Below are 26,162 nucleotides of genomic sequence, written 5' to 3' on the forward strand. Positions count from 1 at the left end.
GAAACCGGCCTCCACTACAACCTCTTCCGCCACTACGACCCCGAAACCGGCCGCTACGCCTCCCCCGACCCCCTCGGCCTCGCCCCGGCCCCCAACCCCGTCACGTACGTGGACAACCCGCTCCGCTGGACGGACCGCCTGGGACTGGCCCCGGACTACATCCCGATCTATCGGACCCCCAAGGGCGCGCACGCGCAGTACGAGCTCGACCACGGCCCGAATCCGGCCAACCACCAGCCGGGCGTGGACATCGGCGGAGGCATCATCTCCGACGGGAAGATCTACTTCGGCGAACGGTCCGTCGCGGCCGAGTACGCTGGGCCGACGGGCATCAACTTCGCCAAGGGAATGGTGAAGTACGAGATGCACCCATCGTTCCTGGAAGAGTTCGGCGAGCACGCGAAGGTCATCGACCGAAACGGCCCCAATGGGGCAGTGCGCCTGGAGTTCGAGATTCCCGTGGAGAAGCTGGACCGGTTCACCGAGCTCACACAGAGACGTAGTTGGATTTCGATATTCGGAGGACCCTGATCATGTTCCAGGATCATCAGGAACTCGATGTGACCGTGACCGCGGTCGCTCCGGTGGGCTCGCGGGTGGAGGTCGACGGCGAGACCGGATTCATCGACCAGCTGAAACACCCCTCCTGGTGGGACGAGAACTGCGCGCCCCCCAGGCCCGGGGACCGGCTGCACGTCGTCGTGCTCGACGCGAGCCGGGAGGAGCCCCGGTTCAGCGCGCTGCAACGGGACATCGACATCGCCCGTCGCCTGCGGGGCACCGGCATGTGAGACCGCCGCGACCCTGCCCATTCCCGGCACAGGGTCGCTTACAAGGGCCGGCCGCTGCACCGCAATTACCTGAGCGCTTCACCGGCAACGCGCTGGAATTCATCACACCAGAAGCATCAAAGGACCGGTCTCGATTTCGGAGAATGAAGGGCATGGGGACCCAAGTATTCAAGCTCCGTTATCGAGGCGCGGCGGGCACGGGCGGACTCGCAGCGAACCTGTGGGCAGAAAGCGCTGCGCCCGAATACGGGATCCCACCAAACAGCATGCAGATCCACAAGAAGGTCTGGCTCGGCCTCCCCGCATCCGGACTGCACTGGAAAGACGCCGCCTGGTTGGCCTTCGGAGTCTCCATCAACGCACCCGCCCTTAGTTCGATATCGAGAGTTCAGGTGCTGCCGTCACGTATGAAGCTGCACGAAACCATTTCGCGTTCACTTGGGGAGAGACCGCCCACCCCTTCTCTGACGCCCCGCACTAGGGCCTGTCCGGCGGATCTGGGTCGGATAGAGCCCCTTCACTCGCGGAATGGACATGAAAAAGCCCCAGGTCACGGCGAGTGAGTCCTGGGGCTGATCCGAGCCGCCTTCGGGATTCGAACCCGAGACCTACGCATTACGAGTGCGTTGCTCTGGCCAACTGAGCTAAGGCGGCACGCGCTGTCACACCATGGTGCGATCAGCAGCGGGCCCAAGTCTACACAGTTTCCGAGGGTGCTCCGTACCGCCCTGGCGTCGGGGCGTAGGCGCAGGTCAGCGGTGTGGTGGGCGGGATGGCGGGTGGGGTCAGGAGCAGGTCTTGCCGTCGCTCGGCGGGGTGCCCTCCAGGAGGTAGGTGTTGATCGCCGTGTCGATGCAGTCGCTGCCGCGGCCGTACGCCGTGTGGCCGTCGCCCTGGTAGGTGAGGAGGGTCCCGGAGCTGAGCTGGCCGGCCAGGGACTTGGCCCATTTGTACGGGGTCGCCGGGTCCCGGGTGGTGCCGACCACCACGATCGGGGCCGCGCCCTCGGCCTTGATGCGGTGCGGGGTGCCGGTGGCGCGGACCGGCCAGTAGGCGCAGTTCAGGGAGGCCCAGGCGAAGCCCTTGCCGAAGACCGGGGAGGCCTTCTCGAAGGTGGGGAGCGACTTGGTGACCGCTGCGGAGGTGGTGAAGGCGGGCGGGAGGTCGATGCAGTTCACGGCCGCGTTGGCGTACATCAGGTTCGCGTACCTGCCGTTGGGCTCGCGCTCGTAGTAGCTGTCCGCCAGCGAGAGCAGGCCGGAGCCGTCGCCCTTCTTGGCGGCCGTGAGCGCGTCACGCAGCTGGGGCCAGGCCGCCTCGTCGTACATGGCGGCGATGACCCCCGTGGTGGCCAGGGACTCCCCGAGCTTGCGGGAGTCACCCGTGGCGATCGGCTTGGCATCGAGGCGGGCGAACAGCTGCTCCAGCCTGTCCGCCGCGTCGGAGGCGGACGTGGTGCCGAGCGGGCAGCCCGACTTCTTCACGCAGTCACCGGCGAAGGACTGGAACGCCGTCTCGAACCCCGCGGTCTGGTCGCGGTTCATCTCGGCCGAGGGGAGCGATGGGTCCATCGCACCGTCGAGGACGAGCCTGCCCGCCCGTGCCGGGAAGAGTTCGGCGTACGTCGCGCCCAGGAAGGTGCCGTACGAGGCCCCGACGTAGTTCAGCCGGTCGTCGCCGAGCAGCGCCCGCAGGACGTCCATGTCACGCGCCGTCTCCACGGTGGAGACGTGCGGCAGGATCTCCGCCGAGCGCTTCTCGCAGCCCGTGGCGAATTTCTTGAACGCACCGCTCAGCGCGGTGACCTCCCCGGCGTCGTCCGGCGTCTGGTCGACCTGCGTGTAGGCGTCCATCTGCGGACCGGTGAGGCAGGTGACGGGTTCGCTGCGCGCCACCCCGCGGGGGTCGATGGCCACCATGTCGTACCGGGCCCGCACCTGGGCGGGGTAGCCGACCGCCGCGTAGCCCTGGAGGTACTCGATGGCCGAACCGCCGGGCCCGCCCGGATTCACCAGCAGCGAGCCGATCCGCTTGCCGGGGCCGGTGGCCTTCTTGCGGGAGACCGCCAGCTTGATCTCACCGGCGTCCGGCTTCGCGTAGTCGAGCGGCGCCTTCATGGTCGTGCACTGGAATCCGGTGACACCGCAGTCCCGCCAGCTCAGGTGCTGTGCGTAGTACGTCTTCAGCGCCGCCGGGACGGGGGAGGCGGTGGCCGCAGGTGTGGATGACGAGGCGTCCGTCGTCGAACTTCCGCTGCTGCAGCCGGAGATGAGGAGGCCGGCAGTGCCGAGCGCGATGGCGAGGGTGCGGAGCGGGCGCCTGGTGTCCATATCCGGAGCGTAGCCGCCGGGTGACGACTCGCCCGATTCCCACCTCATACGGGTGATTCGGCGTGCCTCGACTTCCAGGTCAGCCCCGCCGGGCCGTAGGGGTCAGCCCGACCGCAGCGCCATCGTCATGGCCTCCACCGCGAGCAGCGGGGCCACGTTGCGGTCCAGCGCCCGGCGGCAGGCGGTCACCGCCTCGATCCGGCGCAGGGTCCGCTCGGGCGTGGACGAGCGGACGACGCGGTCGAGGGAGTCCTGCGCGTCGGCATTGGCGATGGCGATCCGCGAGCCCAGCTGGAGGGCGAGCACATCGCGGTAGAAGCCGGTCAGCTCGGTGAGCGCCAGATCGAGGCTGTCGCGCTGCGTACGGGTCCTGCGGCGCTTCTGCTTGTCCTCCAGGTCCTTCATCACCCCGGCGGTGCCGCGCGGCATCCGGCCTCCGGCGGCCGCGCCGAGCGCGGCCTTCATGTCCTCCGTCTCCTTGACGTCCACATCTTCCGCGACCTGCTTCGCGTCGTCGGTGGCGGTGTCGATCAGCTCCTGCGCGGCCTTGAGGCAGCCGCCGATGTCCTCGACGCGCAGCGGCAGCTTGAGGACCGCCGCGCGGCGGGACCGCGCCCGCTCGTCCGTGGCGAGGCGGCGGGCCCTGCCGATGTGACCCTGAGTGGCACGGGCGGCGGACGCGGCCCGCTCCGGGTCGATGCCGTCCCGCCGGATCAGGACATCGGCGACCGCGTCGACCGACGGGGTGCGCAGGTTGAGGTGGCGGCAGCGGGACCGGATCGTGGGCAGTACGTCTTCGAGCGAGGGTGCGCAGAGCAGCCACACGGTGCGCGGCGCGGGCTCTTCGATCGCCTTCAGCAGTACGTTGCCCGCGCCTTCCGTGAGGCGGTCGGCGTCCTCCATGACGATGACCTGCCAGCGCCCGACGGCCGGCGAGAGCTGGGCACGGCGGACCAGCTCCCGGGTCTCCTTCACGCCGATGGAGAGCAGGTCGGTACGGATCACGTCGACATCGGCGTGCGTACCGATGAGGCTGGTGTGACAGCCGTCGCAGAAACCACAGCCCGGCGCCCCGCCCAGCGCGCGGTCCGGACTGGTGCACTGCAGAGCCGCCGCGAAGGCCCTGGCGGCGGTGGACCGCCCGGAGCCGGGCGGTCCGGTGAACAGCCACGCGTGGGTCATCTTCGAGCTGGGCGGCACCGGTTCTCCGGCCGAGATGGCGGAGACCAGCACGTCGGCGTCCCGGGCGGCGGCGCCGAGCTGCTCCTGCACCCGGTCCTGGCCGACCAGGTCGTCCCATACGGACATGGGTCCCGCCCTTCCGGTGGTGGTCGTGGCTCTCGCTGATCAGCGGCCGGACGCGGTGTGCGTCAGGCGTCGATCCGGCTTCCCATTGTGAGGGACGGGTCTGACAATCCCGGCACCCGCCCGGGACGGGGGATCCCCGGAAGCACGGAAGCCCCGGTCATCCGGGGCTCCCGTGCGTAGGTGATCACGTACCGGCGGATCGGTACCGGATCCGGTACCTGATCAGGTATCGAATCAGCGGCGCGGGCGCCGTCCACGGCCCCGGGAGTCGGGGCCCTCGTCGTCGTGGTCGCCGAGCAGTTCGTCCGCCAGCGTCGGCAGATCGTCCAGCGGGGTCTCCTCCGCCCAGTCGGGGCGGGGCCGCCGGGACGCCCGGCCGGAGCGCTCCTGCTGGTCCGGGGCCGGCTGCTGGGGTGCGTTCGGGTCGGTGATCTGCGGGAGCTCGCGGGTGCGCTCGTTCTCGCGCTCCGGTACGGAGTCCCCCGGGTGCTCGTCCCGGAAGATGCCGCGCGGTACCCGGTCGGCCGGATCGGCGTCCCTCGCGGACCTGCGGCCGGTGTCCCGTACCGGCGGAAGGACCGCCGTGTCGTCCGTCGCGCCTGCCGCGTCCCGGCCGTCGGAGCGCTCGTCCGGGTCGGTGAACTTCGGGATCATCGTCGTCTCGGCCTCGTCGGCGGGCCAAGTGTCGGACGAGGACCGGGAAGAGGACCGGGAGGCGGAACGGGTGGATCCGGAGGACGGATCCACCGGGGACGGGACCGGCTGGGTGATCTCGTTCGGGTTGACGATCGGAGTCGGCACCGTCAGCTCATTGTCCGGAACGGACGACCCGGACGACCCGGACGACCCGGACGACCCGGACGACCCGGACGACCCGGACGACCGAGACTGCTGGGACTCCTGGGACTGCCAACCCTCCTGGGCCTCCCGGCGCTCCTGCGACTCCCGGCGCTCCCGCGCGGCCGCGTCCGCCTGGGCAGCCGCCTCCGCGGCTTCCGCCTCCGCCGCGGCGGCCTCCGCACGCGCGGTCTCGGCCGCGGCGGCAGCCTCGGCCTCGGCCTGACGGCGTGCCGCCTCGGCCCTCAGCAGCGACTCCTCGGCCTTGCGCTGCTTCTCAAGGCGCAGCGCCTCCGCCTCCTTGCGCAGCCGCGCCTCCTCCTCGGCCTGCCGGCGCAGTCGCGCCTGCTCGACCTCGCGGGCCGCTTCCTCGGCCTCCTGCCGCTTGCGCTCCTCCTCCGCGACCCGGCGGGCCTCCTCGGCGCGCTGCCGGGCCTCCTCGGCCTGGCGCTCCGCCTCGCGGCGGCGGGCTTCCTCCAGCTCCTGCCGCTTGCGCTCCTCCTCTTCGGCGCGGAGCCGGGCGAGCTGCTCCTGCCGCTCACGCTCCAGGCGCTCTTCCTCCGCCTTGCGCGCGGCCTCTTCCTCGGCGAGGCGCCTGGCCTCCTCCTCGGCAGCCTTGCGCGCTTCCTCCAGAGCCTTGATCTCGGCCTCGGAGAGCGGAAGGAGCTGGTCGAGCCGGTGCCGTACGACGGTGGTGATCGACTCCGGGCCCTGGCCGGCGTCCACCACCAGGTAGCGCGTCGGGTCGGCCGCGGCCAGCGTCAGGAAGCCGGAGCGCACGCGGGCGTGGAACTCGGGCGGCTCGGACTCCAGCCGGTCGGGAGCCTCGGTGAACCGTTCCCGCGCGGTCTCCGGGTCGACGTCCAGGAGCACCGTCAGATGCGGTACGAGCCCGCTCGTCGCCCACCGGGAGATCCGGGCGATCTCGGTCGGCGCGAGGTCGCGGCCCGCGCCCTGGTAGGCGACCGACGAGTCGATGTAGCGGTCGGAGATGACGATCGCGCCGCGCTCAAGGGCCGGGCGCACGACCGAGTCGATGTGCTCGGCGCGGTCGGCGGCGTAGAGCAGGGCCTCCGCGCGGTTGGAGAGCCCGGCCGAGGACACGTCGAGCAGGATCGACCGCAGCCGCTTGCCGACGGGGGTGGCGCCGGGCTCCCGGGTGACGACGACCTCGTGGCCCTTGGCCCGGATCCACTCGGCGAGCGCCTCGACCTGGGTGGACTTTCCGGCGCCGTCGCCGCCCTCCAGGGCGAGGAAGAACCCGGTCGCGGCGGGTGCGACGGCCGGTTCGCCGCCGCGCAGCGCCTCACGCAGATCGCGGCGGAGCGGCACTCCGGAACGGTCGTCCGTCTTGGCGAGCACAACCGCGGCGACCGGCAGCAGCAGGGCACCGATCAGCATCAGGGTGAACGCGGCGCCGCCGTGCGCGAAGACGAAGTCCCCGGCTGTCAGCCGGTGCGTGCCGATGGCGGCGGCGACCAGCGGACCGCAGAGCGCGCCGAGCGCGATCAGGACCCGGACGACGGCCTGGAGGTGTTCGGTGGTCCGGACCCGGCGGGATTCCTCGGTCTCCTGGTCGACGAGGACATGGCCGGTGTTCGCGGCGACGCCCGCCGCGTATCCGGCGAGCACGGCGATCAGGATGACGGTCGCGGTGTCCGGGACCAGGCCCATGACCAGCAGCGCGACGCCGGTCACGGCGGTGGCCAGCGACAGCAGCCGCCGCCGCGACAGCATCGGCAGCACCTTGCCGGCCGTGCGGATACCGGCGCCCGTACCGCCGGTGAGGGCGAGGACCAGCAGCGCGAGGGTGGCGGGGCCGCCGCCCAGGTCGGTGGCGTGCAGTACGGCGACAGCGCCCGCTGCCGCGATGGCTCCGGCGACGGCGGCGCAGGTCCCGACGATCAGCGGCATCGCGCCGGTGCGACCCTTGTCCGGTCCCTGCCCTGCGGACGGCCGGCGCAGCCCTTCGAGCGGGGAGCGCGGCCGGGGCGTGGGCGTACCGGGCAGTTCCAGGAAGTACACGATGGAGATGGAGGCGGAGAACAGCCCGGCCGCGACGTACGAGCCGAGGGCCGCCTGGTGGAAGGAGAACCAGTCCAGGCCCGAGCCCAGCAGGTTCCCGATCAGCGTGGCCACCAGCAGCACGGCCGCGGCGGCGGGGACGGCGGCGAAGTCGGTGCGCAGGAAGAGCCGGCGCATCGGTTCGAGGTGGTCGGGCAGCGGGCGCACGGCGGCGCCCTCGATGGGCGGGGCGGGCAGCAGCGCGGGAGCGGCGCTCTCCTTGGCGATGCGCCACAGGCGTTCGCCTACGCCGGTGACGAAAACGGTGATCAGGATCATCATGAGCGCCCGGTCGGGCGTCCAGTCGATCCACAGCGGTGCGACGACCAGCAGCGCGAGCCGCAGCCCGTCCGCCCCGATCATCAGCCACCGCCGGTCGATCGGCCCGCCCGGCGCCGTCAGGGTCGTCAACGGCCCCAGAAGTACGGCTCCGAAGAGCAAGGTGGAAATAATCCGGGCACCGAACACGGCGGCGACGGCAAAGGCCGCCCCGCGGTATCCGGCTCCGAATGAGCCCTCAAGGACCGCCGCTTGCAGCGACAGCAGCACCAGCACGAGAAGGGCGAGTGCATCGCCGATACCACCGACGAGCTGGGCGCTCCACAACCGCTTGAGCGGGGGAATGCGCAACAGGGCTCGTACGGCGCGCTCGCGTGAGTCTGCGGCAAGTGTGTCGGAGGTGGGGCTCACGACCGTTGGCTGCTCGGCTCGCGTCATCCGCCCAGCCTATCGGGAGCGAACCGGTGCCCGGGGGCCGCGTCCGAACATACGACCACAGGACACCCACCCCAGCCCGCCGCAGGCGCCCCCGCCTCCACCCCCAACAGCACAAACGCCGGGTGCGCTGGAGAAACATCTCCAGCCCACCCGGCGTTCAGAAACTCCGCGAGGTCACTCCTCCGACGACGCCGAGGCAGACGCAGACGCAGACGCAGACTTCTTCGCCGCCGCAGACGTCGTCTTCGCAGTCGTCGTCTTCGCAGTCGTCGTCTTCGCAGTCGTCGTCTTCTTCGCCGCGGTCGAAGCCGTCTTCTTGGCCGTAGTCTTCTTCGCCGCGGTCGCCTTCTTCGCCGGCGCCTTCTTCGCGGTCGCCTTCTTGGCCGGGGCCTTCTTCGCCGTCTTCTTCTTGGCCGGCCCCTTGGCCCGCTTCTCCGCGAGCAGCTCGTAGCCGCGCTCCGGCGTGATCTCCTCGACGCTGTCGTCGGACCGCAGCGTCGCGTTCGTCTCGCCGTCGGTGACGTACGCGCCGAAACGCCCGTCCTTCACGACGACCGGAGCACCGCTCACCGGGTCCGTGCCCAGCTCCTTCAGCGGCGGCTTGGCCGCGGCCCGGCCGCGCTGCTTGGGCTGGGCGTAGATCGCCAGGGCCTCTTCGAGGGTGATGTCGAAGAGCTGGTCCTCGGAGGTCAGCGACCGCGAGTCCGTGCCCTTCTTGAGGTACGGGCCGTAGCGGCCGTTCTGCGCGGTGATCTCGACGCCCTCGGCGTCCTCACCGACGACGCGCGGCAGCGACATCAGCTTCAGCGCGTCGGCCAGCGTCACCGTGTCCAGCGACATCGACTTGAAGAGCGAAGCCGTCCGCGGCTTCACCGCGTTCTTGCCGGTCTTCGGCGTGCCCTCGGGCAGCACCTCGGTGACGTACGGGCCGTAGCGCCCGTCCTTGGCGATGATCTGGTTCCCGCTGACCGGGTCGGCGCCGAGCTCGAAGTCACCGCTCGGCTTGGCCAGCAGCTCCTCCGCGTACTCGACGGACAGCTCGTCGGGCGCCAGGTCCTCGGGGACGTCCGCGCGCTGGTGGCCCTCGGAGTCCTTCTCGCCGCGCTCGATGTAGGGACCGTAGCGGCCGACCCGGAGCTTGATGTCGTTGCCGACGGGGAACGAGGAGATCTCCCGGGCGTCGATCGCGCCGAGGTCGGTGACGAGCTCCTTGAGCCCACCGAGGTGGTCGCCGTCGCCGTTGCCCGCGTCGGAGGCCTTTCCGGCTCCGGCCGTGTCGTCGCCGTCCGTCGTCCCGAAGTAGAACCGCTTCAGCCACGGCACGGACTGGGCCTCACCGCGGGCGATGCGGTCGAGGTCGTCCTCCATGCGGGCGGTGAAGTCGTAGTCAACGAGCCGGCCGAAGTGCTTCTCCAGCAGGTTGACCACGGCGAACGACAGGAAGGACGGGACGAGCGCCGTGCCCTTCTTGAACACGTACCCGCGGTCGAGGATCGTGCCGATGATCGAGGCGTACGTCGACGGGCGGCCGATCTCGCGCTCTTCCAGCTCCTTGACCAGCGAGGCCTCGGTGTACCGGGCCGGCGGCTTCGTCGCGTGGCCGTCGACGGTGACCTCGTCGGCCGACAGCGCGTCGCCCTCGGCGACCTGCGGCAGCCGGCGCTCGCGGTCGTCCAGCTCGGCGTTCGGGTCGTCGGCGCCTTCGACGTACGCCTTCATGAAGCCGTGGAAAGTGATCGTCTTGCCGGACGCGGAGAACTCGGCGTCCCGGCCGTCGCTCGCCCGGCCACCGATCTTGACGGTGACGGAGTTGCCGACCGCGTCCTTCATCTGGGAGGCGACGGTCCGCTTCCAGATCAGCTCGTAGAGCCGGAACTGGTCGCCGGTGAGGCCCGTCTCGGCAGGGGTGCGGAAGCGGTCGCCGGAGGGGCGGATCGCCTCGTGCGCCTCCTGCGCGTTCTTGACCTTCCCGGCGTACGTGCGCGGCTTGTCCGGCAGGTAATTGGCACCGTAGAGCTGCGTGACCTGGGCACGGGCCGCGGAGATCGCGGTGTCCGAGAGGGTCGTGGAGTCGGTACGCATATAGGTGATGAAGCCGTTCTCGTACAGCTTCTGCGCGACCTGCATGGTGGCCTTGGCCCCGAAGCCCAGCTTGCGGCTCGCCTCCTGCTGGAGGGTCGTCGTACGGAAGGGGGCGTACGGGGAACGGCGGTACGGCTTCGACTCGACGGACCGCACGGCGAACGAGGAGTCGGCGAGCGCGGCGGCCAGGGCGCGGGCATTCGTCTCGTCCAGGTGCAGCGTCTGACCGGAGGCGGCCTTCAGCTGACCGTCCGGACCGAAGTCGCGGCCCTGGGCGATGCGGCGCCCGTCGACCGCGCTGAGGCGGGCGGTGAGCGTCGAGGGGTCGGAGGCGTCACCGGTCCGGCCGGTGGCGAACGTGCCGGTCAGGTCCCAGTACTCGGCGGAGCGGAAGGCGATGCGCTCGCGCTCCCGCTCGACGACGAGGCGGGTGGCGACGGACTGGACACGGCCCGCCGACAGGCGCGGCATGACCTTCTTCCACAGGACCGGCGAGACCTCGTAGCCGTAGAGGCGGTCGAGGATGCGGCGGGTCTCCTGCGCGTCGACCATGCGCTGGTTCAGCTCGCGCGGGTTGGCCACGGCCGCCCGGATCGCGTCCTTGGTGATCTCGTGGAAGACCATCCGGTGGACCGGGACCTTGGGCTTGAGGACTTCCTGCAGGTGCCACGCGATGGCTTCGCCCTCGCGGTCCTCATCGGTGGCGAGGAAGAGTTCGTCCGACTCGGCCAGGAGCTGCTTGAGCTTCCTGACCTGGGCCTTTTTATCGGCATTGACGACGTAGATGGGCTGGAAGTCGTTCTCGACGTCCACGCCGAGCCGGCGCACCTCGCCGGTGTACTCGTCCGGCACCTCCGCCGCGCCGTTCGGGAGGTCGCGGATGTGCCCGACGCTCGCCTCGACGACGTATCCGGGGCCGAGATAGCCCTTGATCGTCTTCGCCTTGGCAGGCGACTCGACGATGACGAGTCGGCGGCCGCCCTGTGCGGTCTCGCTGGTCGGGGACAACTTCGCTCTTCTCTCCGGTCGACGCTCGGTGGGCATCAGGGCAGCGCGATCGCGCTGCCGACAGTGCTGTCGCTGCGGAGTGTGACGGTACAACCCGCCCCCGTGTCAAACGGCAAAAGCCCGCAACGGCCACTCGAACGGTAACCCGACTTCCGCCTTTCCTGCCGCCCGGCCCGCTCAGTCCGCCGTGCGCGGGGCCGCTGCCTGCGGGTTTCGGCGGCGCTGTGGCCGCACCGCGAGTGCCGGCGGCGGGGTGCGCACAGTCCGGGCGTGTTCCGGGCCGGTTGCGGGCCTGCTCCGGCCCTGCTCCGGGCCTGCTCCGGTCGGCGAGTGGCTCGCGACGGGTTCGGACGCGTGTTCAGATACGCGTTCAGATATGCGTTCGGGCGCGTGCTCAGACGCGTGTGAAGCACCACACCCCGAGGACGAGGAAAACTACGCCGAACACAGTGGCGAGTACGGTCGAGGCAACGGGGCTCACCCGGTACGCCACCGGCGCGCGATGCAGTACGCGCGCCCCCGTCCACAGCAGCAGCGCGGCACCGAACAGTGCGAATGCCGTTCCGGCGAAGACCGCAGGTCCGCTCTCCATACCCGTACGCCTCTCTGTCCCCGGCGCGGACCGGAGCGGACCGGGGCGGGAGTGCCCTCGGTCGTACCGCGCCGTACGGCTTCGTTTCGCGCCGTTCCGGGGGAGGCTCGCACCACGGGGCGTCGACGACGCGAACCCCGGGTGAACAGCGGGACCGGGCCGTACTCACATGACGCTGCGCTCACATCACATCGAGGGTCGCCCGTCGCCTGCTCCCACGTTCGAACACCGCCAGCAGCACGACGGCGAGCAGCGCGTACCCGGCGCCCGTCCCGAGTTCGGCAGCGAGGGCCCGGACGTCCAGGCCGGCGCCTGCGGACAACTCACGTGCCGCTCCGGCCGCGTGGGTCAGTGGCAGTACGGCTCCGACGGCACGCATCCACTCCGGAAGATCCTCCCGGGGCACGTTCGCACCGGTCAGCAGCAGGAGCGCGGAACTCGCCACGTTCGAGATCAGGAAGACATCGCGGAAGCGCAGCCCCAGCGCCCCGAGCGCGAGGCCGAAGGCGGAGCATCCCGCCGCGGCGGCGAGCAGAACGGCGGCCAGCCCGGGAAGGGCGCCAACCGGAATCCGCAGACCGAGCAGCAGGCAGGCAGCGGTGAGCGTGAAGGCGCTGATGAGAAGGCCGTTCAGTACGTAGGGCAGCGCGCGGCCGAACCAGAGCGGAGCCCGGTGCCGGGGGCTGAGCAGTACCGCGCCGAGCGTCCCGTAACGGCGTTCGTTGGCGATGGCCATCGTGCCGCCGTAAACGCAGGCGGTGGAGGAGGCGACGACGGCGTTGCCGAGGAGGTAGAAGCGGTCGTCGGCGACCTGGAGCTGGCGTCCCAGGAAGACGAAGAAGAGCAGTTGCAGCAGCGGGCCGACCAGCAGGGTGCCGATGAACATCGGGGGCGTCGTCCAGTTGAAGAGCGCCCGGTAGGACAGGGCGCCCCCGGTCACGACGAGCCGCAGAGCGGCGGTGGCCGTCCCGCCTGCGTGGCTTCGCTTCGTGACGGCCGGATCCGGTGTGTTGACAGGCATACGGGACAACTCCTGGTTCAGGTGCTCAGGTGCTCAGGTCAGGGAGAGGGTGGCGGCGGCCCGCGCGCGCTGTTCGACGCGGCCCAGGACCAGGACGGCGACCAGCGCGTACAGCGCGCCGAGGGCGAGCGCCGCCGCCATCGGGACCAGCACCTCACCGGCCCCTGTGCCTCCCGAGGTCGCTGCGTGGACCGCCCGCGAACCCCATGTGGTGGGCAGCGCCCAGGAAACGGGACGGGTCCATTCCGGCAGCACGGTGACGGGCACGAGCATCCCGGACAGCATCCACACGGGCGCGTCCAGCGGGTTGGCGAGTGCGTTGGCGTTGCGCAGCAGCACGAACGTGGCGGCGAGCAGCAGCCCCATCATCCCGAGCGACATGACGCACACGGGTACGGCGATCAGGAAGAGCAGCGGATGACCGAAGTCGAGCGGCACGTCGAACAGCACCGCGCCCCAGATCACCGTCGCCCCCATGGCATACGTGCCGATGACCGCGGTGGCCAGGGTGATCGGCAGCAGGACGAGGGAGAGCGGTGTGGGCGAGGCGACCAGGGTCTCCAGCGTGCCGAGCCAGCGCTGGTTCTGCACGGCTCCGCCCGACCCGAAGAGCACCGAGGACCAGATGCCCATGAGGCCCGCCCCGACGGCCGCCGTGAGCAGCCGGTCGGGGTCGTCGGACGCGCGGAAGAGGTAGACGGCGAGGGTCGCGTACACCAGGGGTACGAGTACGGCGAAGGTGATCTCGATCGGTGAGCGGCTCATGTACGAGACGTGCGTGCGCACTCCGACGGCGATCAGGCGCAGGGCCCTGGCGGGAGTCGTGCCACGGCGGCTCATGCCGTCGCCTCCTTTGCCGTCTCCGTCTCGGCTTCCGTCTCGGCTTCCGTCTCCGCTCCTGTCTTCGTTCCCCTCTCCGGTTCCGGTTCCGCCTCCGCTCCTGTCGTCGCTCCTGCCTCCGTTCCCGCCGCCTCCGCTTCCGCCTCCTCGACGATCGCGATGTAGGCGTCCTCCAGGGAGGGTTCACGTGTGACGACCCGTCCGACCCGGACCCCGTGGAGCGCCGCGAGCACCTGTGCGTGCAGTTCCACTCCGCGTTCCGTCTGCACGATGACGGCCTGCCTGCTGCCCCGGTCCTCTGCGGCCACCCCGAGCACGCCCGCCAGGTGCCGGATGCGGTCGAGGTGTTCGTCACCCGCTCCGTGGGCCTCGATCTCCAGGATGCCGCGCTCCTGGACCCGCGCCTTGAGCCGGTCCGGGGTGCCGAGCGCCTGGATGGTGCCACCCGCGATGACCGCGATCCGGTCGCACAGCTCATCGGCCTCGGCCATGTAGTGCGTGGTCAGCAGAACGGTCGTACCGCCGGACCGCAGATCAGCGATGGTGCGGCGCAGATCTCTCGCCGCCACCGGGTCGACGCCGATGGACGGTTCGTCGAGGAACAGGACGTCCGGCCGGTGCAACAGGCCCCGTGCGATGTGCAGCCGCTGCCGCATCCCACGCGAGTACCCCTCGACGTGTTCCCTCTCGCGGCCGGTGAGGCCGACCAGGTCGAGCAGTTCAGCGATCCGTCGCTTCTGGTCGCGCGGTTCGACGGCGTACAGCTCGGCGAAGTAGCGCAGATTGTCGAGGGCTGAGAGCCGGTCGTACAGACCTCGGTCGCCGCCGAAGACGTATCCGATCCTGCGCCGGACGGCGACGGGCTCCGACGCCACGTCGTGCCCCAGCACCCGGGCCGTGCCGGAGGTGGGCAGCAGCAGGGTGTTGAGCATCTTGATGGTGGTCGTCTTGCCCGCGCCGTTGGGGCCGAGGAGGCCGAAGAGCTCGCCGCGTGCCACGTCGAAGGTGACCCCCCGCACGGCCTGGGTCTCGGTGCGGCGCGGACGCAGGAAGCCGGTCCGGCTGGTGTAGGTGCGGCGTAGGTTCTCCGCCTCGATCGCAAGCATGGCGGGCACGCTAGGACGGGCCGTACCGCACCCGCCATCAATTCGGGAGCCGCCGAATCGTCCCCGGCCCCGCCGAATCCGGCCCCCGGCCCCCGGCCCCCGGCCCCACCGAACCGCCGCCCCACAGACCTGCCCGCTCAGGACACCGCGCGCAGTACGTCCTCCCCGGACAGCAGCGCGAGCAGGGCCCGGCCGGTGTCCGTGAGCTGGTAGTACACGCTGCGGCCGATCCGGTGCCGGGTGACGACGTCCGCCTCCGCGAGCACCGACAGGTGCTCCGAGACCGTGCTCGGCGCGAGCCCCAGCCGGTCGGATATCCCGGCCGTGGTGAGCGGCCCGCCGAGCTGCCGCAGGACCGAGGCCCGGCCCCGCCCGAGCAGGAGTCCGAGCCGGTCACCGGTATCGGCCGGATCCGATCGCGGCTCACGCAGCGCGGCCGCGCCACGGGCCTGGAAGGAGACCGCCAGCACCTCGGGGTCATCGGTGGAGTAGAGCCGGCAACCCTCCGCGAAGACGACCGGCACGAGCAGGAGCCGCCGTTCGCCCGCCCGGTACTCCGCGTCGATGTGCTTGGTCAGCTCAAGGACGGGAGGCGTCCATCTGGCACGGCTCTCCAGCCCGGCGAAGAGCGCGTCGACGCCTTCGGTGGCGAAGGTCCTTGCACGGATGAGGACTTCGTCCTCGACGAGCCGGCGCATCGTGGGCCAGTGCGCCGCCAACGCGCCTTCCCAGTAAGCCGAGTACGCCTCGGCGAGCGCCGCACAGGCCGCCTCGGGATCAGCCAGGTACGGGCGGATCTGCGGGTGGTCCTCAAACCCCGCGTAATGCTCGGCGACCCCGGCCCGTACGACATCGGCCGGGGTCGTCCGGACCGTCTCCAGCTCCGCGTCGATGGACGTGGCCCCCACCGGCCGGGGCAGCAGGAAGTCCGGAAAACTCAGCAGACCGTCGGTCAGCAGCCGCAGCGCGTGCGTCCGGTCGTCCTCCCTCAGCACCTCCCGGGCACGCACCACCCATTCCTGGTACGGCCGGGAGGGGGCGCGGTGCGGCAGCGCGAGATGGAGGCTGCAGAAGGCGTCCCACAGCGGGCTGATCGCGATCCGCGTCGCGCCGAGCGAGGGCTCGTCCAGCTCGATCCGGATCATCCGGCTGCCGTCCGCCCTGCCGGGGGCACCGGCTCAAGGAAACCCTCCTCGACCAGCAGCCGGATGGCCTGCGGGGTGCGGTCACGCAGCAGCACCGGGTCCTCGTTCATCAGCTGGGCGATGGCGTCGAGGATCCGGCCCGCGGGCAGCGATCCGTCGCACACACCCGCGAACCCCGCTCCGACCGCGTCGACCTTCGTCGCGCGCCGCATACCGCGGTTCTGACGGAGCACCACGTGCTCGGGGTCCTCCGCGCCCGGCAGCCCGACCTGCTCCTGCACCACCTCGGCCGCCAGGGTGAAATGGCCGGTCAGCAACGCCGCGTCGTCCTGCTCCCGCAGGTAGTCCTGACGGGCGAAGTGCGCCTCGATGGCCGGACCGAGCGGCTGCTCCACCGCGTGCGGCCACTCCTCGACCACGATCGACGCATCCCCGGCGGCGGCTGCGGCGGACTTCCGCAGCGTGATCCAGCCGAAGCCGACACCCTTGGTCCCACTGGCCTCGAACTCGTCCAGCCAGGCGTCGTACCGCGCCGCGTACTCCGCGGGCTCCGTGCGGTGGTCGCCGCTGTCGCGCAGCCACAGCTCCGCGTACTGCGTGACGTCCTGGACCTCGCGCTGCACGATCCAGGCGTCACAGCCCTGCGGCACCCAGGAACGCAGCCGGTCCTGCCACTCCTCGTCCTCCGTGTGCTGCCAGTTGGCCAGGAAATGGGCGTACCCGCCGTCGTTCAGCCGCTCGCCGGTCTGCTGCACCAGGGTCCGGCACAGATCGTCGCCCGCCATGCCGCCGTCGCGGTAGGTGAGCCGGGCGCCGGGCGAGATGACGAAGGGCGGGTTGGAGACGATCAGGTCGTACGTCTCCCCGGCGACCGGTTCGTAGAGGGAGCCCTCGCGCAGATCGGCCGGGGCCGCGCCGGACAGGGCGAGGGTGAGCCGGGTGAAGCCGAGCGCGCGCGGGTTGAGGTCGGTGGCGGTGACCCGGGTGGCGTGCTGCGAGGCGTGCAGTGCCTGGATGCCGGAGCCCGTGCCGATGTCGAGGGCGGTGGCGACGGGCCTGCGGACGGTGATGCCGGCGAGAGTGGTGGAGGCGCCGCCGATCCCGAGGACGACGCCCTCCTCGTGCGAGCCGATGCCGCCCGCGCCGCCGACGGCGCAGCCCAGGTCGGAGACGATGAACCAGTCCTGGCCGTCCGGTCCGCCGTAGGGGCGTACGTCGACGGTCGCGCGCACCTCGCCGTCCGACTCGGTCAGCCAGCCGTCCGCCACGCATTCCGGCAGCGGCAGCACGGCCGCCGCCCGCCCGGCGGGGACCGGGCGCTGGAGGAGGAAGAGCCGCACGAGCGTGTCGAGCGGCGCGTCGCCCCGGGTGGCACGCAGCGCGGGGACGGTCTCACTGCGCGCGAGCGCGGCGTAGGCGGGTGCGCCGAGCAGGTCGAGGAGCCCGTCGGCGGTGAAGGCGGCGGCGAGCAGGGCTTCGCGAAGCCGGGTCGCATGGTCGGGTGCGGGAAGGCTGGTCTTACTCACGTGACCCATTGTGACGGCTCCCACTGACAACGGCAGCGGCCCGTCGGCCCATCGGGCCAACGGGCCGGTCGTACGGCCGCCGCCGGGGTGTCGTACAGCTGCTCGTCCGGGTTGTGCGGGCAGCCGTGCCGGGGAGCCGTCCGGTTACGACTTCTCGCTGGGCGAGGCGGAAGAAGAAGCCTCCTTGGAGTCCTTCGAGTCCTTCGAGTCCTCAGAGTCCTCAGAGTCCTTGGAGTCCTTGGAGTCCTTGGAGTCCTTCGAGGGCGAAGCCGACTTCGAGGTGCCGGCCGACGGCGATGCGGGGGCCGTCGGCTTCTGGCAGCCCTTCTGCTTGGCCATCGCGCTGCCGACCTCGCCGGACTGAAGCTTCTTCAGCGCCTGGTCACCGTTGGTGCTGATCTTGTTCAGCTCGTCAGCGATGTCCTTGAGGCCGTCGGCGAACTTCGCCTGGTCCTTCGTGTTGAGGTCATCGACCTTCTTCCGCAGATTCGCGTAGGCCACGGAGGAGGCGTTGAGCTCCTTCACGGCTTCCTTCTGCGTGGTCTCGCCGTCGTCGACCGGCGGCGGGCCCGCCGAGTCGACTGCCGAGCCCAGCGCCTTGTAGGCCTGGGAGATCTGCTGGAAGGCGGCCGAGTCGGTCTTCTGGACGTCGGCGGGCTTGCTGTTGTCGGCGGTCTGCTGCTGGATGGAGGCGTTGGCGTTCGCGATCTTCTGCAGCTGGGGCTGGACCTGGTCACAGACCTTCTTGGCCCAGTCGTTCACCTTGTTGTCGCTGTCGTCGCTGCAGCCCGACAGCGTAAGTACCAGTACCGCACCGCCGGACAGCGCGGCCGCAAGCTTCTTGTTCACCGGATTGGTCCCTTCCAAGGCTCTCGGCCCCGGAACTTACACGTCGAGCGCCCTGCATTTGGGCGCCCGGAGTCCGATGGGTGAGCTTTTGCAGCCATTTGCACCAAGCGAAATGAGGGAGATACAACTCACCCGCTCGGCCCCGGCACACGGGAACGTCTGATCGAACAAGGGCCCTGTCGGCCGACGGACGGGTGGAGCATCAGAATGCCCCACCCGCCCGCTTCCTGACCGTGCGTCGGCTACGCGCTCCGGCCGCCCGCAGCGCTGCCGACGCGCCCACCCTGTGACGGCCGGCTCACTGAACGGCCGCCGGATCGGACGGCCGGGCCGAGCTGCCTCCGCCCTCTCCACCGGAGTCGCCGTCGTCCCCCACGGCGATCCCGCGCCGCTTGGAGACGTAGACCGCACCGATGATGACGACGATGGCGAGCACCGCGACCACCGCGCGCACCCCGGCGCTCGCGTCCTCGCCGTAGCTGAACTTCACCACCGCGGGCGCGATGAGCAGCGCCACCAGGTTCATCACCTTGAGCAAGGGGTTGATCGCCGGCCCGGCCGTGTCCTTGAACGGGTCACCGACCGTGTCACCGATGACGGTCGCGGCATGGGCGTCGCTCCCCTTGCCGCCGTGGTGACCGTCCTCGACGAGCTTCTTGGCGTTGTCCCACGCACCGCCGGAGTTGGCGAGGAAGACCGCCATCAGCGTCCCGGTGCCGATCGCACCGGCGAGATACGAGCCGAGCGCCCCCACCCCGAAGCTGAATCCGACCGCGATCGGCGCCAGCACCGCCAGCAGACCGGGCGTGGCCAGCTCGCGCAGCGCGTCCTTGGTGCAGATGTCGACAACGCGCCCGTACTCCGGCTTCTCGGTGTAGTCCATGATCCCGGGGTGCTCGCGGAACTGCCGCCGCACCTCGTAGACGACGGCTCCGGCGGACCGGGACACGGCGTTGATGGCCAGTCCGGAGAAGAGGAAGACGACCGCGGCGCCGAGGATCAGGCCCACCAGGTTGTTCGGCTGCGAGATGTCCAGGCTCAGCCCCATCTCCCCCGCCGAGGCTCCGACATCGTCGACCGCCGTGGCGATCGCGTCGCGGTAGGAGCCGAAGAGCGCCGCCGCCGCCAGCACGGCGGTCGCGATGGCGATGCCCTTGGTGATGGCCTTGGTGGTGTTGCCGACGGCGTCCAGGTCGGTGAGGACCTGGGCGCCGGCGCCGGTCACATCACCGGACATCTCAGCGATGCCCTGGGCGTTGTCGGAGACCGGGCCGAAGGTGTCCATGGCGACGATGACCCCGACGGTGGTGAGCAGTCCGGTACCGGCCAGTGCCACCGCGAAGAGCGCCAGCATGATCGACGTACCGCCGAGCAGGAACGCCCCGTAGACGCCGAGCCCGATCAGCAGCGCGGTGTAGACGGCCGACTCCAGACCGATGGAAATACCGGCGAGTACGACGGTGGCCGGTCCGGTCAGCGAGGACTTGCCGATGTCCCGGACCGGGCGCCGGTTGGTCTCGGTGAAATAGCCGGTGAGCTGCTGGATCAGGGCTGCCAGCACGATGCCGATGGCAACGGCGACCAGCGCGAACACCCGCGGGTCCCCGCCGTGCGAGGTGATGGACTCATCGGTGACACCGTCCAGATCCGCGTAGGTGGACGGCAGATAGACGAAGACCGCCACGGCCACCAGAACGAGCGAGATCACCGCCGAGATGAAGAACCCGCGGTTGATCGCGGTCATCCCGCTGCGGTCGCTGCGGCGTGGTGCGACCGCGAAGACGCCGATCATCGCGGTGATCACGCCGATCGCCGGCACGATGAGCGGGAAGGCCAGTCCCGCGTCGCCGAACGCGGCCTTGCCGAGGATGAGCGCGGCGACCAGCGTCACGGCGTACGACTCGAAGAGGTCGGCCGCCATGCCCGCGCAGTCCCCGACGTTGTCGCCCACGTTGTCCGCGATGGTGGCGGCGTTGCGCGGATCATCCTCCGGAATGCCCTGTTCCACCTTGCCGACCAGGTCCGCGCCGACGTCGGCCGCCTTGGTGAAGATGCCGCCGCCGACCCTCATGAACATCGCGATCAGTGCCGCTCCGAGCCCGAAGCCCTCCAGCACCTTGGGCGCGTCAGCGGCGTACCCGAGCACCACACAGGAGGCGCCCAGGAGCCCGAGGCCCACGGTGATCATGCCGACCACACCCCCGGTACGGAATGCGATCTTCATTGCTTTGTGCGAGACGGCGGTGAGATCCTTTTCCGGTTCGCCTTCTGCGGGAGTCGCCTCACGCGCGGCGGCGGCCACCCGGACATTGCTCCGTACGGCGAGCCGCATACCGATGTATCCGGTGGCCGCCGAGAAAAGCGCACCGACCAGGAAGAACACCGAACGCCCCGCGCGCTGCGACCAGTTGTCGGCCGGAAGCAGGAGAAGCAGGAAGAAGACGACGACGGCGAAGATGCCTACGGTTCGCAACTGCCGGGCCAGATAGGCATTCGCGCCTTCCTGGACGGCCGCCGCGATCTCCTTCATACGATCGGTGCCCTCACCGGCCGCCAGCACCTGCCGGGCCAGCAGCCAGGCGACCAGCAGTGCCGCGAGGGCGACGACCGCGACGACGATCACGATGACTCGGTTGTCATCGGTGAGCACCGCTGCAGCGAGAGTGGTGGGTGGGTCGGAAAGTGCGGAAAACTGCGTCAGTTCTGCCAGTGGTGTGGTGCCGAACCCCGCCATACGTCCTCCTTGACGCTCAGCGCTCAAGACGTGGACGGATTGTAGGTAGCGGAACACGATCAAAACAGTGCGCGGTAAATGTAATTGACCTTCATCCACCGAACGGCAATTGATCACCTTCGCGGACTGGACCGAATGCAGTAATGGGGCAGACGCATTGTCTGTAGATCACTGATCAAGCAGGAACAGTCGCGTGAAAAGAAAAAGGCCCTGCTCAGCAGGGCCTCGAAAAGCGATGAGCGGCGAACTCGCGCGCCACCGGCCCGGCCGGACCGGCCCGGGACGCGCCCCTCTCAGGGAAGTACGGTCGCCGGTCTCAGGGAAGTACGGTCGCCGGCGTCTTCGGCCAGCTCATCCGGATGACTCCGCCGTCCGCGCCGGATCTGACTTCCACGTCGTCGACCAGGCCGCTGATGACGGCGAGACCCATCTCGTCCTCGCCGTCGCCCTCAGGATCGGGTTCCGGCTCGTCCGGCCCCACGCCGGACACGGCGCCGCCCCGTCCGGACGTGCCGGGTACGGAACCGTCGCTACCCGGCCCCGGCACCTCGTCGCCGACCTCGATGGAGAAGGACTTCTCCTCCTCGGTCAGGACGACCGTGACAGGAGCGGTGATGCCGTGGCTGCGGTGCAGCCCGACCGCGCGGCTGCAGGCCTCTCCCACGGCGAGCCTGACCTCGTCGAGCACGGCCTCGTCGACCCCGGCCCGGCGCGCCACGGCAGCCGCCACGAGGCGGGCCGTTCTGACGTGTTCGGGCTGGGCGCTGAAGCGGAGTTCAACGGTGGCCATGCGATCCCCCTCGAACGTACGTGTGTGCATCCAGGAACCGGGCGGATGGCCCGGCGCTCCTGGCTCTTCTCTCCGGCTCACCGCCGGCGCAGCTGCCCGGCATCCACCGGACTACCGCACGCCGGATGTTGTACGGCCAGAGTTCAACCACTTCCCTGACAGCTCACAGCCGACAGCCGGTCCGAACAGCTCACGGCTGACGGCTGATCCGGCAGCCGATGACTGACCCGGCAACCGGCACTGATCCGCCGACCGACGGCTGGTCCGATCGCGTGAGCGACCGGTCAGCAACCGGACCGGCGAACAGACCGGAAAATTAGATCAGCCGACGACCGCCGAACGGGTGACAGACCGACCTCGTACCGATGCCGGACCGATGTCGGTACCGATGCCGGACAGCCGAATCATCGACTGCCGACAAGCCGGCCAAGCGGCCGCCATGGCCCCGGCTGTCTCCCTCCGGAGCCATCGACGGCACCTGTCACCACGGCTACGCCCGCTACCGCCGGACCGGCCCTTGAGCCGGTCCGACCGCGAGCCTGCCGTCAGTCGGTTGCCTCGACGGCCTCGTCGACCGTGTTGTGAATCGGGAACACCTTGGTGAGACCGGTGATCCTGAAAATCTTGAGAATGCGCTCCTGGTTACAGACCAGGCGCAACGAGCCCTCATGGGCCCGCACACGCTTCAAGCCGCCCACGAGCACGCCGAGGCCGGTGGAGTCGAGAAAGTCGACGCCTTCCATGTCGACAACCAAGTGGTAGCTGCCGTCATTCACCAACTCGACCAACTGCTCGCGCAGCTTGGGCGCGGTATACACATCAATCTCGCCACCGACCTCGACGACCGTACGGTCGCCACCAGGGCCGGACACATTGCGAGTCGACAAGGACAGGTCCACGGATCCTCCAGCACCTTGCTATCGAGCGGTCGCCCCTCAGTCTCCCCGGCGGAGCCAGGGGACGGATCGCCAGCCGCGATGGCATTCAATCACTTACCAGCTGCCATGCACGACGCCTTGGGACCATTGTCCGCCTTGCCAGTGACACACTCGGTGCCGATGGCCAAGAAACACCGCCCCAGTCGACCGCCCGAGAGCGGGGGCTTCCGCCCCTCTCCGGACGTGGTCCTCGACCGGCTCGCCGCAGGGGCGGGCCGGGCCGCGCGCATCACTCATACGGAGCACCTGCCCCCGCGTACGGGAACCCATGCCATCTGGCCCGATCGCATCCGTCCAGAAGTGATCGCCGCCATCCAGCGGGCCGGAATCGATCATCCCTGGGCCCATCAGGCGGCCGCTGCGGAGCACGCGCTGGACGGCGAGTCGGTCGTCATCGCCACCGGTACCGCCTCCGGCAAGTCGCTGGCTTACCTCGCCCCCGTCCTCAGCGCCCTCCTGGACGGCTCAGAGGCTCCCAACGGCCGTGGTGCGACCGCTCTCTACCTCGCCCCCACCAAAGCCCTGGCCGCCGACCAGAGGCGCTCCGTGAAGGAACTCGCGGCTCCGCTGGGCAACGGAATCCGTCCCGCGGTCTACGACGGCGACACCCCCGTCGAGGAACGCGAATGGGTACGCCAGTACGCCAACTACGTCCTCACCAACCCCGACATGCTGCACCGCGGGATACTCCCGTCCCATCCCCGCTGGTCCTCCTTCCTGCGCGCCCTGCGGTATGTCGTCATCGATGAGTGCCACACCTACCGAGGTGTCTTCGGCTCGCACGTCGCCCAGGTGGTGCGCCGGCTACGCCGCCTGTGCGCCCGCTACGGCGCCGATCCCGTGTTCCTGCTGGCCTCCGCCACCGCGGCGGAGCCCTCGGCCTCGGCGGGGCGCCTCACCGGCCTCCGGGTCGTCGAGGTCGCCGATGACGCCTCCCCGCGCGGCGAACTGGTCTTCGCCCTGTGGGAGCCGCCCCTGACCGAGCTGCACGGCGAGAAGGGCGCTCCCGTACGCCGCACCGCCACGGCGGAGACCGCGGACCTGCTCACCGACCTGACCGTGCAGGGGGTGCGCTCGGTCGCCTTCGTACGCTCCCGGCGCGGCGCCGAGCTCATCTCCGTCATCGCCAAGGAACGCCTCGCGGAGGTCGACCGTTCCCTTCCCGCCCGCGTCGCCGCCTACCGCGGGGGGTATCTCCCCGAGGAACGCCGCGCCCTGGAACGCGCTCTGCACTCCGGTCAGCTGCTCGGCCTGGCCGCCACGACCGCCCTCGAACTCGGTATCGACGTCTCCGGCCTGGACGCCGTCATCATCGCGGGCTACCCGGGTACGAGGGCTTCGCTGTGGCAGCAGGCCGGCCGCGCGGGGCGCGCGGGTCAGGGCGCCCTCGCCATCCTGGTGGCGCGCGACGACCCGCTGGACACCTTCCTCGTCCACCACCCGGAGGCGCTGTTCCAGCAGCCCGTGGAGTCGACCGTCCTCGATCCGGACAACCCGTACGTCCTGGCCCCCCATCTGTGCGCCGCCGCCGCGGAGCTGCCCCTCACGGAGGCCGATCTGGCACTCTTCGGCCCCGCCGCCACCGACCTGCTCCCACAGCTGGAAGCCGCGAAGCTGCTCCGCAAGCGGTCCTCGGGCTGGCACTGGACCCGGCGCGAACGGGCCGCGGACCTCACCGACATCCGGGGGGAGGGCGGCCGCCCCGTCCAGATCGTCGAGGAGGGCACCGGACGGCTGCTGGGCACCGTCGACGAGTCCGCCGCCCACGCCGCCGTCCACGAGGGCGCCGTCCACCTCCACCAGGGCCGCACCTACCTGGTCCGGAAGCTGGACCTCGACGACTCGGCGGCACTGGTCGAGGAGGCGAACCCGCCGTACTCGACGACCGCGCGCGACACCACCGCCATCGCGGTCCTGGAGACCGACACCGAGATCCCGTGGGGCGACGGGCGCCTCTGCTACGGCTCCGTGGAAGTCACCAACCAGGTCGTCTCCTTCCTGCGCTGCAGACTGATCAGCGGAGAGGTGCTGGGCGAGACCAAACTGGACCTTCCGCCCCGCACCCTGCGCACCCGCGCCGTGTGGTGGACGGTCACCCAGGACCAGCTCGACGCCGCCCGGATCAACCCGGAGATCCTGGGCGGCGCGCTGCACGCCGCCGAGCACGCGTCGATCGGGATGCTGCCGCTCTTCGCCACCTGCGACCGCTGGGACATCGGCGGCGTATCCGTACCGCTGCATCCGGACACCCTGCTGCCGACGGTCTTCGTGTACGACGGGCACCCAGGAGGCGCCGGGTTCGCCGAGCGGGCCTTCCACACCGCGCGCGGCTGGCTGACGGCCACGCGGCAGGCCATCGCCTCCTGCGAATGCGACGCGGGCTGCCCGTCCTGCATCCAGTCCCCGAAGTGCGGCAACGGCAACGACCCGCTGCACAAGCGCGGCGCCGTGCGCCTGCTCACCGAACTCCTCCGATCCGCGCCTCCGGAGCAGCCCGAGCCTCATGCCCCTCCGGGCTCCCCGGAGCCACAGCAATCACCGGAGCCGTCGGACTTGCCGGACTCGCTGGACTCCCAGGAGCCGCCGGGCTCCCCGGAGCCGCCGGACCCGCCCGCGCCGCCGGACCAGCCTGAGCCGCCCGAGCCGCCGCCGGGCCGGTAGCCACAGGTGGCGCCGTCGCCGGCCCTGCCCGGGACCTGACCTCCGGCGCATAGGGCCCGACGCGCACCCGGGCCGCCACATCCGCGATCTCCCCCTGCACGGCGCACCGCACCACTTCCGCCCCCTGCGCCCCGGCGACCTGCCGAGCGGCCCGGCACGCCTCGGCCTCTCCGTCCAAGGCCCGGTCCGCAGCTGCCAGGGCCGCCAGGTCGGCCGCGCCTCCGGCCCGGTGCCGGGCCACCACCACCTGCCCGAGCGCCAGCACCACGGCGAACACCGTGCACAGCGTCACCGTGGCCACCGCCGCCCACACTGTGGCCAGCCCCCGGTCCCGCCGCCCGCAACGCCTGTAGCGCCCGCACAGCCCCCGCAACCACTCGCCCGGCACCCACCGCCGCCCCGTCCGGATCACGGAGTCACCCCCACCATGTCCTCGGCCGACGCCACAGCCTCCGCTCCCAGCGTGACGGCCAGCCGCCCGGGGCCGGGGGTCGGCGCGGTCACCCTGACCCGCCACAGCTCCCCGTCCCGTCGCACCTCGACCCCAGCCCGGTCCGGCGCCGCCGAGAGGGCGGCCTCCCGCACCCGCGCCTCCGGCTCCGAGCGGGCCGCCGCCCGCGCACCGGCCCTTGCCGCGTCCACGCACCGGATCTGAGCCGATGCCGCCATCAGGGCCCACACCAGGGCAAGGGTGAACACCACCAGCACCGGAATCGCCATGGCGGCCTCCGCCGTCACCGCTCCCCTGTCACTCCACGGCTCCGCCGGACCGAATTGCTTCCCGGATCGCTCCCGAGGCCGCGCCAACACCGCCGCGCCGCTC

General features: G+C 70.7%; 18 protein-coding genes, 1 tRNA gene and 1 pseudogene. 3 read left to right on the plus strand and 17 right to left on the minus strand.

Translation table 11 applies throughout. From position 1 onward, the window contains the following. A partial coding sequence (locus ACZ601_RS17285) for an RHS repeat-associated core domain-containing protein (protein ID WP_469538538.1) occupies positions 1-531 on the plus strand: 531 nt, incomplete at its 5' end. A 2-nt stretch (positions 532-533) separates the two neighbouring features. Then, entirely contained in the window at positions 534-791 is a 258-nt protein-coding gene (locus tag ACZ601_RS17290) for a hypothetical protein (protein WP_440576375.1), read from the plus strand. A gap of 580 nt (positions 792-1,371) precedes the next feature. On the opposite strand, the gene ACZ601_RS17295 is transcribed toward ACZ601_RS17290, so the two are convergent. The 15 genes from ACZ601_RS17295 to ACZ601_RS17365 all read right to left on the minus strand — a co-directional run bounded on the left by ACZ601_RS17295 (position 1,372) and on the right by ACZ601_RS17365 (position 22,639). Next, a tRNA-Thr gene (locus tag ACZ601_RS17295) sits at positions 1,372-1,445 on the minus strand. Positions 1,446-1,576: 131 nt separating this feature from the next. Beyond that, entirely contained in the window at positions 1,577-3,121 is a 1,545-nt protein-coding gene (locus ACZ601_RS17300; protein WP_469538541.1) for an alpha/beta hydrolase, read from the minus strand. Between the two features lie 102 nt (positions 3,122-3,223). Continuing rightward, positions 3,224-4,429 (minus strand): DNA polymerase III subunit delta', encoded by a 1,206-nt coding sequence (locus tag ACZ601_RS17305; RefSeq protein ID WP_469538544.1) that lies wholly within the window; start codon positions 4,427-4,429, stop codon positions 3,224-3,226. 234 nt (positions 4,430-4,663) lie between these two features. Further along, a complete protein-coding gene (tmk, locus tag ACZ601_RS17310) occupies positions 4,664-8,047 on the minus strand; it encodes a dTMP kinase (RefSeq protein ID WP_469538547.1) in 3,384 nt (1,127 codons plus the stop codon). Positions 8,048-8,221: 174 nt separating this feature from the next. Next, positions 8,222-11,137 carry a type I DNA topoisomerase gene (topA, locus tag ACZ601_RS17315; RefSeq protein WP_469538549.1) on the minus strand — a complete coding sequence of 972 codons (2,916 nt, stop codon included), beginning with the start codon at positions 11,135-11,137 and terminating at the stop codon, positions 8,222-8,224. Positions 11,138-11,531: 394 nt separating this feature from the next. Next, on the minus strand, positions 11,532-11,729 hold the full coding sequence (locus ACZ601_RS17320; RefSeq protein ID WP_311304792.1) for a hypothetical protein: 198 nt from the start codon (positions 11,727-11,729) through the stop codon (positions 11,532-11,534). A 181-nt stretch (positions 11,730-11,910) separates the two neighbouring features. Then, positions 11,911-12,750 (minus strand): ABC transporter permease, encoded by an 840-nt coding sequence (locus tag ACZ601_RS17325; protein WP_469538552.1) that lies wholly within the window; start codon positions 12,748-12,750, stop codon positions 11,911-11,913. Between the two features lie 33 nt (positions 12,751-12,783). Beyond that, on the minus strand, positions 12,784-13,590 hold the full coding sequence (locus ACZ601_RS17330) for an ABC transporter permease (protein WP_440574380.1): 807 nt from the start codon (positions 13,588-13,590) through the stop codon (positions 12,784-12,786). Beyond that, positions 13,587-14,696 carry an ABC transporter ATP-binding protein gene (locus ACZ601_RS17335; RefSeq protein ID WP_469538554.1) on the minus strand — a complete coding sequence of 370 codons (1,110 nt, stop codon included), beginning with the start codon at positions 14,694-14,696 and terminating at the stop codon, positions 13,587-13,589. The genes ACZ601_RS17330 and ACZ601_RS17335 overlap by 4 nt, the downstream gene beginning before the upstream one ends. 137 nt (positions 14,697-14,833) lie before the next feature. Further along, entirely contained in the window at positions 14,834-15,841 is a 1,008-nt protein-coding gene (locus tag ACZ601_RS17340; protein ID WP_469538557.1) for a helix-turn-helix domain-containing protein, read from the minus strand. Continuing rightward, entirely contained in the window at positions 15,838-17,367 is a 1,530-nt protein-coding gene (locus ACZ601_RS17345) for a DUF7059 domain-containing protein (RefSeq protein ID WP_469538559.1), read from the minus strand. The genes ACZ601_RS17340 and ACZ601_RS17345 overlap by 4 nt, the downstream gene beginning before the upstream one ends. Before the next feature lie 144 nt (positions 17,368-17,511). Next, positions 17,512-18,216, minus strand: a complete 705-nt coding sequence (locus ACZ601_RS17350) for a small secreted protein (RefSeq protein WP_469538562.1) — start codon at positions 18,214-18,216, stop codon at positions 17,512-17,514. A gap of 298 nt (positions 18,217-18,514) precedes the next feature. Then, complete coding sequence (locus tag ACZ601_RS17355) at positions 18,515-20,950, minus strand: sodium-translocating pyrophosphatase (protein WP_469538565.1); 2,436 nt, start codon at positions 20,948-20,950, stop codon at positions 18,515-18,517. A 316-nt stretch (positions 20,951-21,266) separates the two neighbouring features. Continuing rightward, entirely contained in the window at positions 21,267-21,740 is a 474-nt protein-coding gene (locus ACZ601_RS17360; protein WP_469538567.1) for an ATP-binding protein, read from the minus strand. A gap of 545 nt (positions 21,741-22,285) precedes the next feature. Beyond that, positions 22,286-22,639: an STAS domain-containing protein gene (locus tag ACZ601_RS17365; RefSeq protein ID WP_024493792.1), complete on the minus strand. Its 354-nt coding sequence runs from the start codon at positions 22,637-22,639 to the stop codon at positions 22,286-22,288. Positions 22,640-22,717: 78 nt separating this feature from the next. Here ACZ601_RS17365 and ACZ601_RS17370 point away from each other — a divergent pair, with 78 nt between their 5' ends. Continuing rightward, positions 22,718-25,339 (plus strand): DEAD/DEAH box helicase, encoded by a 2,622-nt coding sequence (locus ACZ601_RS17370; protein ID WP_469538571.1) that lies wholly within the window; start codon positions 22,718-22,720, stop codon positions 25,337-25,339. 70 nt (positions 25,340-25,409) lie between these two features. Here the strand turns inward: ACZ601_RS17370 and ACZ601_RS17375 are convergent. Together ACZ601_RS17375 and ACZ601_RS17380 are read right to left on the minus strand one after the other, a co-directional pair. Further along, positions 25,410-25,856 (minus strand): annotated as a pseudogene (locus ACZ601_RS17375) (Rv3654c family TadE-like protein); the annotation flags it as partial. After that, positions 25,748-26,077, minus strand: coding sequence for a TadE family type IV pilus minor pilin (locus tag ACZ601_RS17380; protein WP_440574372.1), 330 nt, complete (start codon positions 26,075-26,077; stop codon positions 25,748-25,750). The pseudogene ACZ601_RS17375 and the gene ACZ601_RS17380, both read right to left, overlap by 109 nt. Positions 26,078-26,162: the final 85 nt, after the last annotated feature.

This window comes from Streptomyces sp. NPDC104307, from assembly GCF_055584045.1.

What these genes read in the sequence shown, in the direction of transcription:
- ACZ601_RS17290 (WP_440576375.1), top strand. Translation starts at nt 534, where the DNA reads ATGTTCCAGGATCATCAGGAACTCGATGTGACCGTGACCGCGGTCGCT.
- ACZ601_RS17335 (WP_469538554.1), bottom strand. Translation starts at nt 14,696, where the DNA reads ATGCTTGCGATCGAGGCGGAGAACCTACGCCGCACCTACACCAGCCGG.
- ACZ601_RS17330 (WP_440574380.1), bottom strand. Translation starts at nt 13,590, where the DNA reads ATGAGCCGCCGTGGCACGACTCCCGCCAGGGCCCTGCGCCTGATCGCC.
- ACZ601_RS17325 (WP_469538552.1), bottom strand. Translation starts at nt 12,750, where the DNA reads ATGCCTGTCAACACACCGGATCCGGCCGTCACGAAGCGAAGCCACGCA.
- ACZ601_RS17355 (WP_469538565.1), bottom strand. Translation starts at nt 20,950, where the DNA reads ATGGCGGGGTTCGGCACCACACCACTGGCAGAACTGACGCAGTTTTCC.
- ACZ601_RS17320 (WP_311304792.1), bottom strand. Translation starts at nt 11,729, where the DNA reads ATGGAGAGCGGACCTGCGGTCTTCGCCGGAACGGCATTCGCACTGTTC.
- ACZ601_RS17300 (WP_469538541.1), bottom strand. Translation starts at nt 3,121, where the DNA reads ATGGACACCAGGCGCCCGCTCCGCACCCTCGCCATCGCGCTCGGCACT.
- tmk (WP_469538547.1), bottom strand. Translation starts at nt 8,047, where the DNA reads ATGACGCGAGCCGAGCAGCCAACGGTCGTGAGCCCCACCTCCGACACA.
- ACZ601_RS17360 (WP_469538567.1), bottom strand. Translation starts at nt 21,740, where the DNA reads ATGGCCACCGTTGAACTCCGCTTCAGCGCCCAGCCCGAACACGTCAGA.
- ACZ601_RS17340 (WP_469538557.1), bottom strand. Translation starts at nt 15,841, where the DNA reads ATGATCCGGATCGAGCTGGACGAGCCCTCGCTCGGCGCGACGCGGATC.
- ACZ601_RS17305 (WP_469538544.1), bottom strand. Translation starts at nt 4,429, where the DNA reads ATGTCCGTATGGGACGACCTGGTCGGCCAGGACCGGGTGCAGGAGCAG.
- ACZ601_RS17370 (WP_469538571.1), top strand. Translation starts at nt 22,718, where the DNA reads ATGGCATTCAATCACTTACCAGCTGCCATGCACGACGCCTTGGGACCA.